This window comes from Collinsella sp. AF39-11AT, assembly GCF_003474585.1.
Classification (GTDB): domain Bacteria; phylum Actinomycetota; class Coriobacteriia; order Coriobacteriales; family Coriobacteriaceae; genus Collinsella.
This window is the reverse complement of sequence record NZ_QROG01000037.1, coordinates 1-7,973: the sequence shown is the minus strand read 5'-3', so window position 1 is coordinate 7,973 and position 7,973 is coordinate 1. Positions and strand designations below refer to the sequence as shown.

Below are 7,973 nucleotides of genomic sequence, written 5' to 3'. Positions count from 1 at the left end.
TGCCTAGGCTAGCCCCTTGTCACACAAACTACCGAAGCCTCCAAAAAACCGCCCCCGAAGGGACGGTTCTGCGCAATTCGTTTTTGTCGCTGGCCTACTCGCCATCCTCCAGCTTAATGAGGATCTTACGGTAGCCACCATACTCGCCGTTGAGCGCCTTGGACACACGGCTCACCGTAGTGGACGAAGCGCCGGTACGGGCCTGAACCTCAACATAAGGCTCGCCCTCGTCCAGGTAACGCGCGACCTGCAGACGCTGCGATAGATCGCAAATCTCGCGCGGCGTGCAGATATCGGTCAAAAACGCTTGGATATCTTTCTCGTCATCCAAAAGACTAAATGCGTGGACCAGCTGCTTGACATCAGGCTTGTCAAACATGTTCTCGATATTCATCGATCACCGCCAAACCCGCCAAAAGGCATCGAAGTTGATACTGACATCGGGCATCGTTCGCCCGTTCTATGCAATAGGGCAACGCCTGTGGCTTTTGCCCGTAGCAGTTTAGCACACCACCAAACTAAAGCGACAAGACTCTCTGCCAGCGGCGCGTTTTTCAGGACGAACGCCGTTTAGAAACCGAATGCGCACGTAAGCTCCACGAATATTTGAGACAATGGGCGCCCAAACACCGCGGCGTGCCCGCGCAACCATCCAAGTCGCCACCGCAAGCCGCTTCACGCGACGCCAGCAACCCCGGCGCAAGAAAGGATTCATGCCATGCGCTTTATGCTTAACTGGCTCTTCACCTCGATCGCCATCGCGATCGCCACGTTCCTCGTTCCCGGCATCCAGCCCTTCGGTTTTGCCGAGGCCTGGGTCTGTTTCGCCTTCGTGGGACTGTTCCTGAACATCGTCGATTCGCTCGTCAAACCGTTCCTGACGGTCATCTCGCTGCCGCTCACCATCATTACCCTGGGCATTTTCCAGCTTGTCGTCAACAGCCTTATGCTTGAGCTCGCAAGTTACCTGTCGGTCAACCTGCTGGGCGCCGGCATTTCCATCTCGAGCTTTGGCTCGGCCTTTATGGGCAGTATCCTGGTGTCCATCATGCGCAGCATCCTCGATGGCGTCGCCGAGGGCTAAAACGGCCGCTCCGACCGCGCCCATCTCAACAGCCCAAAACAAAGGCCGCCCATCGCAAAAATGGGCGGCCTTCTAATTTGTCAAGTCTCAGAAGGCAAGACAATCCACCATTTCTACCCCGTCCCCAAATGGCAGGTGTGGGTTAGATGACGTAGTCGTAGCCTTCGTTGGGAGCGACAAGTTGATCGAGTGTCACACCGTCGAGGTAGTCGTTGATGAGCTTGTCGAGGTTCTTCCACACGTCAAGCGTGGGGCACTCATCCGAACGCGAGCAGCCCTTGCAGTCGCCATCCAGGCAGGCGACCGGCGCCAGACTACCCTCGGTCAGGCGCAGAATCTCGCCCACCGTGTACTGCTCGGGAGGGCGCGTGAGCACGTAGCCACCGCCCTTGCCACGCATGCCCGAGAGCATGTTGGCGCGCACGAGCGTGGCCAAGATGTTCTCGAGATATTTCTCGGAAATCCCCTGTCGCGCCGCGATCTCTTTGAGCGGGATGCGACCGGCCGCCTGATGCTCGGCCAGATCGACCATAACGCGCAGGGCATATCTGCCCTTAGTAGAAACCAACATGTATAGTGCTGCCTTTCGGTCATTTAGTCCGTAGAAATTCTAGCCGAAAAATTGGTTTTGAAAATACCCGTTCCGGTCAAGATGGTTAATCGACTCGTAATAATTCATAAATTCCTATTGCATTACTAGGCTTTGCTGTCTACTATGCTTCCCAACAGCCAAACGCACAACCTATTTGGTTTGTAGGTTTGCTGTTACATACACCGTAAAACCACACGGTATCCAGTCATTTGAACACCATGGAGGTTCACTATGAGCAAGGTCTACACGTCCATCGATCAGCTTATCGGCCACACTCCGCTTCTGGAGCTCACTCACTTTGAGGCCGACGAGGACCTCAAGGCCCGCGTGCTCGTCAAGCTGGAATACTTCAACCCCGCCGGGTCCGTTAAAGACCGCGTCGCCAAGAACATGATTGACGAAGCCGAGAAGGCCGGCAAGCTCGTGCGCGGCGGCGACTACACCATCATCGAGCCCACGAGCGGCAACACCGGCGTCGGCATCGCCTCGGTGGCGGCGGCTCGCTGCTACAAGGTGATCATCACCATGCCCGAGACCATGTCCGTCGAGCGCCGCAAGCTTATGCAGGCATACGGCGCACAGCTCGTGCTCACCGACGGCTCCAAGGGCATGAAGGGCGCCATCGCCAAGGCCGAGGAGCTGCAGAAGGAGACGCCCAACAGCATTATCGCCGGCCAGTTTGTGAACCCCGCCAACCCCGCCATCCACAAGGCCACGACCGGCCCCGAGATCTGGGATGACACCGACGGCGAGGTCGACATCTTCGTCGCCGGCGTTGGCACCGGCGGTACCGTGACCGGCGTGGGCGAGTTCCTCAAGGAGCAGAACCCCGAAATTCAGGTCGTCGCCGTCGAGCCCGCCACCTCCCCGGCGCTCTCTAAGGGCCAGGCCGGCCCGCACAAGATCCAGGGTATCGGTGCCGGCTTTGTGCCCGACGTCCTCGACACCCAGGTCTATGACGAGATCATTCCCGTCGAGAACGACGACGCCTTTGCCACCGGCCGCGCCGTGGGCCACAAGGAGGGCGTGCTCGTGGGCATTTCGTCCGGTGCCGCCGTGTGGGCCGCGCTGCAGCTGGCCAAGCGCCCCGAGAACGAGGGTAAGACCATCGTGGCGCTGCTCGCCGACACCGGCGAGCGCTACCTGTCCACGGCGCTCTTCCAGGACTAGAGCTTCTCGTTCTTAGAACGAGTCCAAGGCACGCCGGTCTCCCCCTCTCTTCTGGCAGCCTGAGCTCATCCCAACAGGGTGTCCCACAGGACGCCCGAACTTGCTACAATGTCTGCGGCGCGGAACCAGCCTCCCGCGCCGCTTTTCTTTTTTGGCCACATGCCACCAAGGAGAACCTCCCCATGCACAATAAGCGCGTGCTCGTCGCCATGAGCGGCGGCGTCGATTCCAGCGTGACCGCGTATCTGCTCAAAAGTCAGGGTTACGAATGCGTCGGTGCCACCATGCGCCTCACCTGCCCCGCACCCGATCCCGCAACAGGCATGAGTAAGGTCGACCGCGATATCGCCGATGCAAAGGCCGTCGCCGAGCGCCTGGGGATATCCCACCATGTGCTCGACCTGCAGCACACCTTCGACCGCAACGTGATCGAGCGCTTTGTGAACGCCTACCAGGAAGGGCTGACGCCCAACCCGTGCATCATCTGCAACCGCCATATTAAGTTTGGCGCGTTGCTGGATGCGGCGCTGGATATGGGCTGCGACTACATCGCCACAGGCCACTATGCCAAAACGAGCCAGGCGCCCAACGGCACCTGGCAGCTGCATCGCGGCGAGGACCCCAAAAAGGACCAAAGTTACTTTTTGTATTCGCTTACGCAGGAGCGCCTGGCGCACACGATCTTTCCGCTGGCAGGCCTAGACAAAGAGCGCGACGTGCGCCGCATAGCCGCCGAACAGGGCTTCATCAACGCCAAGAAGGCCGAAAGCGAGGACATCTGCTTTATCGCGGATGGCGACTATGCGGGCTATATCGAGCGTCGGTGCGGACATCCCGCTACACCGGGCGATATCGTATGGCGCGACGGCAGCGTGGTCGGACGCCACAACGGCGCGCTGCGCTATACCATCGGCCAGCGCAAGGGCCTGGGCGTCGCGATGGCGCATCCCGTGTACGTAACGGGCGTCGACGCCGCCAGCAACATTGTGCATCTGGGCGAGGCTGAGGACCTAACCGCCTCGGCGCTAACTGCCGATGAGTGGATCTGGAGCGCGCCGGACACGCGCATGGAGGCCGAGCTGGATGCCGGCGGCATTCGCGTGGGCGCCAAGTACCGCTACCGTCAAAAGGACCAGGCAGCAACCCTTACACGTGGCGAAGACGGGCAAATGCTGCTAACTTTTGACGAGGCGCAGCGAGCCATCGCCCCCGGCCAGGCAGTCGTCGTCTACCGCGGCGACGTCGTCCTCGGCGGCGGCACGGTGACCGGCGCCATCAAATAACAGCGCCCTGCCACCATCCCCTCTATAACTTGCGGTGAAATAGGGAATGTTTAAGCGTTTAAAACCGCCAAACAGTCCCTATTTCACCGCAACTTAGAGAGGACGGCCTCGGTCGGTACTGCTGCGCCAGCCGAGGCCGCTGCATCGTTAGCGCTGAACGTAGGCGCGAACCAGCTCGTAGGTATTGCGCACGCCGTCGATGTGGCTGCGCTCGTAGTTGTGGCTCGCGTACACGCCGGGGCCGATCAGACCATGGCGAATGTCGTAGCCGGCCGAGAGCGTGGCCTCGACGTCAGAACCGTAGTGCGGGTACACATCGATGGCGTAATCGAGCTCCAGCTCGCGCGCGATATTAGACAGCGTGGTCACCAGGTCGTAGTTGTACGGGCCGCCCGAATCCTTGGCGCAGATCGAAACCATGCGCTCGGTGCAGCCCAGGTCGTCGCCCACGCAGCCCATGTCCACGCTGATCATCTCGCGCGTGTCGGCCGGCACAAAGGCGCCGCCGTGACCGACCTCCTCGTACACGGTAAAGAGCAGTGACACCTTGCGCGAGAGCGTCACCTCGCCGTCAGCAACGGCGCGGGCCAGACCCAGCAGAATCGACGCCGACAGTTTGTCATCCAGGAAGCGACTCTTAATGTAGCCGCTCTCCGTCACCGTGGTACGCGGATCCATAGCGACGATGTCGCCGGTCTGAATACCAAGCTCGAGCACATCGTCCTTGCTGTCAACGTTCTCATCGAGCAGGATCTCCATGTTTTTCTCGATGGTCTTGACCGGCTCGTCGGCCACGTGCGCCGAAGGCTCGGTATTGAGGACCACACCCGTGTACACATTGCCGTCACGCGTGTAGACGGTGCAGTTCTCGCCATCGGCCGTAGACCACTGATGCCCGCCGAGCGTCGTGGGACGCAAGCGGCCATTGTCCTTAATGGAACGCACCATGGCGCCCAGGGTATCGACATGGCTCGCCAGTACGAGCGGCTCACCCTCGCCACCAAGCTCAACGAGCACGTTACCCTTATTAGAACGCTCAGGCCCAAACCCCATATCGCGCAGGGTCTCCATCAGATAATCAGTAGCCGCACGAGTAAACCCCGTAGGCGAAGCAATCGAGGTAAGCGCCTTAAGCTGGTCAGTAATAAAACCAAGCGTAGAATCCATTTGGGACACCATCCACAACTCCAAAGTCAACATCCCGTAATCAGTAAAAGCCCCAACAACGATACCATCACGCACAAATATTTACCTAGCGAGATGACCCATCGAGCTCCCCAGAACTGCGCCCGCCACGATAACGAGCCGGCGGGCCCCGCCCGTTAGCCCCACAATCTTTCCGCAGGACGGAGGAAGCCCCCGCCGCACGAAGTGCGCAGCGGGGGCTTCCGACATGTCCGAGGACGATTGTGGGGCTAACGGGCGGGGCCCGCCGAACCAGGTTAAGCAGCCGGGCAAATCTTCTTGAAGAGCTCGATGACGTCGTCGAGCGTCGCCTCGCGCGGGTTACCCGGGAAGCAGGCGTCGGCCATGGCGTCCTTGGCCAGGACCTCGATCTCGTCGGCCTTCATGGCCTCGCAGACGTGCGGGATGTTCACGTCGGCGGAAAGCTGCTTGACGGCGGCGATAGCGGCGTCGGCAGCCTCGTCGGTGCTCATGCCCGTGGTGTCAACACCCATGGCAACGGCAACCTTGGCCAGGCGCTCAGCGCAAACCGGCTTGTTGAACTCCATGGCAATCGGCAGCAGCATGGCGCAAGCGACGCCGTGCGGGGTGTCGTAGTGAGCGGACAGGGTGTGAGCCATGGCATGGTCGATGCCCAGGCCAACGTTGGAGAAGCCCATGCCGGCGACATACTGGCCAAGGGCCATGCCCTCGCGGCCGGAGCCGGGCTGGCCGGACTTGGCCTCGGCGACGGAGTCACGCAGGTTCTCGCTGATCAGCTTAATAGCCTCAAAGTGGAACATGTCGGAGAGCTCCCAAGCGCCCTTGGTGGTGTAGCCCTCGATGGCGTGGGTCAGAGCGTCCATGCCGGTAGAGGCGGTCAGGCCGGCGGGCATGGAAGCCATCATATCGGGGTCGACGACGGCGACCTCGGGGGCGTCGTTGGTGTCGACGCACACGAACTTGCGGACCTTCTCGGGGTCGGTGATGACGTAGTTGATGGTCACCTCGGCGGCGGTACCGGCAGTCGTCGGCACAGCGATGGTGAACACGGCGTGGTTCTTAGTGGGAGCAACGCCCTCGAGGCTGCGGACATCGGCGAACTCAGGGTTGTTGATGATGATGCCGATAGCCTTGGCGGTGTCCATGGAGGAGCCACCACCAATGGTCACGATAGCGTCAGCCTCGGCGGCCTTGAAGGCCTCGACGCCGTCTTTGACGTTCTGGATAGTCGGGTTGGGCTTGATCTCGGAGTAGAGGCTCCAAGCGATGCCGGCAGCGTCGAGCTCGTCGGTCACCTTAGCGGTAACGCCAAACTTGACCAGATCGGGGTCGGAGCAGACGAAGATCTTCTTGTAGCCGCGACGCTGAAGCTCGCCGGGGATCTCCTTGATGGCGCCGGAACCATGATAAGAAATGGTGTTGAGAACGAAACGATTAGCCATTGATAGCCTCCCATCGTGTGCGGGGCACCCATTACGCCCCACGCTATGAATCTCATCCTAACGCTTTTGAAACAAAAACACGTGAGAACGTCAAAATTGTTAAAGCGTTTCAACATAATAACGGAGTCCTAGTCCTTCCCTCCCGACAGCAGCGAAGGCTAGATTATAGGAGCAATCGCCCAAAGAATACGACCAACTCAGTCTATAAATTGTTTCTGTTTTAGCAATATATGTTTGACAATACGTTTATAAAAGGATACTTTATAGCAAACATCTTAGTTCACTAAATAACATTAGTGAAATGAAAGAGGCGGTAGAGATGTTAGTTCTACCTATAAAGACCCTCTTGGGCCACTACATTTATGATGCCAATCGAAACGAGATACTTGCAGTAAGCAAAGATCTCTTCAATTACATCTCAGAAGTCCAAGCAGGCAAAGTTTGCCACGCCTCCTGTAAATCAGACCAAGAATTCCAGTTACTACAATCATGTGGCTACTGCTGCGATTCGCCATTGCAGGATATCGCTTATCCATCAATTGACCTTTTGAAAGTTAAGCTGGAAAGAAATATACGGATGCTAACCCTTCAGCTGACTCAATCTTGTAACTTCCGATGTGATTACTGTATCTATTCCGGAAACTCCTCATACAACAGAGCCCACAGTCATAACTCCATGTCCATTTCGACGGCAAAACATGCAATCGAATTCTTTAAGATGCACTCGATCGACAACTCAAACCCGGTCGTAGCATTTTATGGAGGAGAACCTCTCCTTCGATTTAATGAAATTAAGCTAAATTTTATATCTGATTTTTGATTATCCGCATAAACACTATACTTTCAAGCATTTTGAAATATAGGAAAGCACTCATTTTACCACGAATTTACCACGATTGAATGAGCCTTGATATGACGTAAGAATTTGAAAAGGACACCGTATAGTTTGGTGTCCTTTTACATGAAAATCATTAGTCGCTATTGATTGTTATTATACATTTTGTTAATTGTTCTTATTTCTTTTACGTTTTTTACCGAAAATCATGAGTATTGTCCGAGAGTGATTGGTCTTGCGTATGGTTAACCCTAAAGTTATGGAAATAAGACTTAGAAGCAAACTTAAGAGTGTGTTGATAGTGCATTATCTTAAAATTTTGTATAATAGGAATTGAAGTTAAATTAGATGCTAAAAATTGAGGCTTCGGTAGTTTGTGTGACAAGGGGCTAGCCTAGGC

Annotated in this window: 7 protein-coding genes and 1 pseudogene; 4 read left to right on the top strand and 4 right to left on the bottom strand. The window is 57.0% G+C overall.

The genetic code is table 11. From position 1 onward, the window contains the following. Positions 1-94: 94 nt before the first annotated feature. Entirely contained in the window at positions 95-394 is a 300-nt protein-coding gene (locus DW037_RS10085) for a YerC/YecD family TrpR-related protein (RefSeq protein WP_022094855.1), read from the bottom strand. Positions 395-718: 324 nt separating this feature from the next. Between DW037_RS10085 and DW037_RS10080 the strand changes: the two genes are divergently transcribed. Further along, a complete protein-coding gene (locus DW037_RS10080; protein WP_118373246.1) occupies positions 719-1,084 on the top strand; it encodes a phage holin family protein in 366 nt (121 codons plus the stop codon). A gap of 142 nt (positions 1,085-1,226) precedes the next feature. On the opposite strand, the gene DW037_RS10075 is transcribed toward DW037_RS10080, so the two are convergent. Next, complete coding sequence (locus DW037_RS10075; RefSeq protein ID WP_089572175.1) at positions 1,227-1,655, bottom strand: Rrf2 family transcriptional regulator; 429 nt, start codon at positions 1,653-1,655, stop codon at positions 1,227-1,229. A 252-nt stretch (positions 1,656-1,907) separates the two neighbouring features. Between DW037_RS10075 and cysK the strand changes: the two genes are divergently transcribed. Together cysK and mnmA are read left to right on the top strand one after the other, a co-directional pair. Further along, positions 1,908-2,846: a cysteine synthase A gene (gene cysK / locus DW037_RS10070; protein WP_118270912.1), complete on the top strand. Its 939-nt coding sequence runs from the start codon at positions 1,908-1,910 to the stop codon at positions 2,844-2,846. A gap of 59 nt (positions 2,847-2,905) precedes the next feature. After that, positions 2,906-4,129 (top strand): tRNA 2-thiouridine(34) synthase MnmA, encoded by a 1,224-nt coding sequence (mnmA, locus tag DW037_RS10065; protein WP_255413392.1) that lies wholly within the window; start codon positions 2,906-2,908, stop codon positions 4,127-4,129. A 147-nt stretch (positions 4,130-4,276) separates the two neighbouring features. Here mnmA and DW037_RS10060 read toward each other — a convergent pair whose 3' ends face one another. Together DW037_RS10060 and fucO are read right to left on the bottom strand one after the other, a co-directional pair. Continuing rightward, a complete protein-coding gene (locus DW037_RS10060; protein ID WP_118270910.1) occupies positions 4,277-5,296 on the bottom strand; it encodes a M42 family metallopeptidase in 1,020 nt (339 codons plus the stop codon). 275 nt (positions 5,297-5,571) lie between these two features. Next, on the bottom strand, positions 5,572-6,738 hold the full coding sequence (gene fucO / locus DW037_RS10055; protein WP_022094861.1) for a lactaldehyde reductase: 1,167 nt from the start codon (positions 6,736-6,738) through the stop codon (positions 5,572-5,574). A 1,088-nt stretch (positions 6,739-7,826) separates the two neighbouring features. On the opposite strand from fucO, the pseudogene DW037_RS10865 reads away from it, so the two are divergent. After that, positions 7,827-7,910: pseudogene (locus tag DW037_RS10865) on the top strand (MLS leader peptide); the annotation flags it as partial. Positions 7,911-7,973: the final 63 nt, after the last annotated feature.

Bases quoted from the DNA above. Each gene is read 5' to 3' on its own strand.
- DW037_RS10085 (WP_022094855.1), bottom strand. From the start codon at position 394: ATGAATATCGAGAACATGTTTGACAAGCCTGATGTCAAGCAGCTGGTC.
- DW037_RS10080 (WP_118373246.1), top strand. From the start codon at position 719: ATGCGCTTTATGCTTAACTGGCTCTTCACCTCGATCGCCATCGCGATC.
- DW037_RS10075 (WP_089572175.1), bottom strand. From the start codon at position 1,655: ATGTTGGTTTCTACTAAGGGCAGATATGCCCTGCGCGTTATGGTCGAT.
- cysK (WP_118270912.1), top strand. From the start codon at position 1,908: ATGAGCAAGGTCTACACGTCCATCGATCAGCTTATCGGCCACACTCCG.
- DW037_RS10060 (WP_118270910.1), bottom strand. From the start codon at position 5,296: ATGGATTCTACGCTTGGTTTTATTACTGACCAGCTTAAGGCGCTTACC.
- fucO (WP_022094861.1), bottom strand. From the start codon at position 6,738: ATGGCTAATCGTTTCGTTCTCAACACCATTTCTTATCATGGTTCCGGC.